This window comes from Candidatus Neomarinimicrobiota bacterium (assembly GCA_012964825.1).
Taxonomy (GTDB): Bacteria; Fidelibacterota; Marinisomatia; order Marinisomatales; family S15-B10; genus UBA2125.
Map to the genome: position 1 here is coordinate 1 of DTTI01000049.1, position 2,215 is coordinate 2,215.

Sequence of the window (2,215 nt, forward strand, 5' to 3'; positions counted from 1 at the left end):
TTGCCGACTTTGACAATGATGGTCGAATCGATCTTGTGGTGAGTCAGAACGGGGCACCCACAACACTGTACCGCAACATTTCAGCCGAACCGGGACTTAAATTAGAGCAGGTGATTCCAGTCGGAGCTAAAGTACGGGTACAATACGAGGATGGCACTGTTGGTCCAATACGTGAGATTCAAGTTGGGTCGGGCTATTGGAGTCAAAATGGTGCTCCAACGCTTGGTGCTGGAGAGGGTGCGAAAACAATCATTATTAAGTGGCCCGACGGGAGTGAATCCCAACTTGCCAGCGATGATGGCGAGAGTGTTGTGATTGTTCGCAGGGATTAATAAGTTCCTTGTAAGGAAATGAGATGCAAATGAAATTGGGTAAATTGACTTGGTGGTTGTTGCTTATGGCATGCTTTTTTGTACTTAGTACTGCAAGCTGCCAAGGCAATGATGGTGATAAGATTATCAGGTCGGAACCGAATGAAAAAGACGGTGACGATGACCCTCCAAATTAGATTTTGAATTTTACCTTCTGACCCTCCCCTCCTTCCCGGTTCTCTTGCCGGCTGGATCACACCTTTGTAGTATATTCCATTTCTTTAATTCTAATGAAGCTAATGGTCAGCATATTTGAATCCGTTGGTGTGTAATCATATAAAAAGAACAGTGATTGGGGTTATCTCAACCCTTCTCTTTTTCGGCTGCGAAAAGACGACTCTCCAATGGCAAGATGAAGGCAGCCACAGATGGGCACACCTTAGGACCAAGAGAGGTCAAGATGGATTGATCCAACTGACATCGGAAAAAACTGGTGTTACTTTCCGGAATGGTATAAGCAGAGAACAGATTGCGGCGAATCGGGCACTGCTAAACGGGGCCGGCGTCACCACTGGTGATGTAGATGGCGACGGCATTACTGATATTTATTTTTGTAGAACAGACGGCCCTAATGTCCTGTACCGGAATCTGGGTGGCTGGGAGTTTGAAGACATTACAGAAAAAGCCGGTGTCGCTTGTGCGGATCAGTTTTCCACCGGTTCAGTTTTTGCTGATTTAGATGGTGATAATGATCTTGACCTGTTGGTAACCGCCATCGGTGGCTCCAACGCACTTTTTATGAATGACGGTAATGGCCTTTTCACTGAAGTGACGGAAGGTTCCGGTTTGGCCTCAAATACAGGTGCCACCACCATGGCGCTGGCCGATGTAGATGGTGATGGTGATCTGGATCTCTATTTGGCCAATTACAAAGCTATTTTGGCTAAAGACATCTACACGCCTTTCGAACTGTCTTATGATGAGATTGTATCTGAAGAGAATGGAAACTACAGCATTAGGGATAAGTTCATCAAACATTACACTGTTGAAGTTCGCGGGAATCAGATCCTTTGGTTTGAAATGGGTGAGGAGGATGCACTCTTGCTGAATGACGGTTCGGGCCACTTCACCAAAGAACCGGTGTCAGGCGACCGGTTCAGCTTCAATGGAACAGCGCCTGATCTCAGGGACTGGGGCCTCATGGCCAGATTTCAGGATGTGGATCTTGATGGAGATCCTGATTTATATGTCTGTAATGATTTTGAGAGCCCGGACAGATTCTATCTAAATGATGGGACTGGTCATTTCAGTCTTGTCTCCGACGTGGCTGTCCGTTCTACCAGCAATTCGTCCATGGCTATTGATTTTTCTGATATAGAAAGAGACGGAGACCTTGATTTTTTCATAGCGGACATGCTCAGTGTTCGCCATAAACGCCGGAAAACCCAGATGGGTACCATGCTGCCGACGCCTCTGACCATCGGTGCTATTGATAACCGTCCTCAGTACATGCGCAACACTATGTTTCTAAACCGTGGTGATAATACGTATGCGGAGATTGCCCAGTATGCCGGCCTACAGGCTTCGGAATGGACCTGGTCCATCACCTTTCTCGATATGGATTTGGATGGTTATGAGGATGTGCTATTAACCACAGGCCACGCCTTCGATGTGATGGATTCGGATACCGATGCCATGATTCGCTCCCGCACCCGGTCTGGAATGATCGATTTCACCAAAAGTACAATGTTCCTTTATCCCCGGCTTGAGACAGCTAATTTTGCTTTCAGGAACAGCGGAAATCTGACCTTTGAACAGATGAGTGATGCCTGGGGTTTTTCTTCTACTGACATTTCACACGGTATGGCGCTGGCGGATTTTGATAATGACGGTGATCTGGACGT

General features: G+C 47.0%; 2 protein-coding genes. Both read left to right on the top strand.

All coding sequences use genetic code 11. The features are described from left to right. Positions 1-332: hypothetical protein (locus EYO21_05265; GenBank protein ID HIB03215.1), on the top strand; the 332-nt coding region annotated here is incomplete at its 5' end. A gap of 291 nt (positions 333-623) precedes the next feature. Continuing rightward, positions 624-2,215, top strand: a 1,592-nt coding sequence (locus EYO21_05270; GenBank protein ID HIB03216.1) for a VCBS repeat-containing protein, incomplete at its 3' end; no start/stop codon positions are given.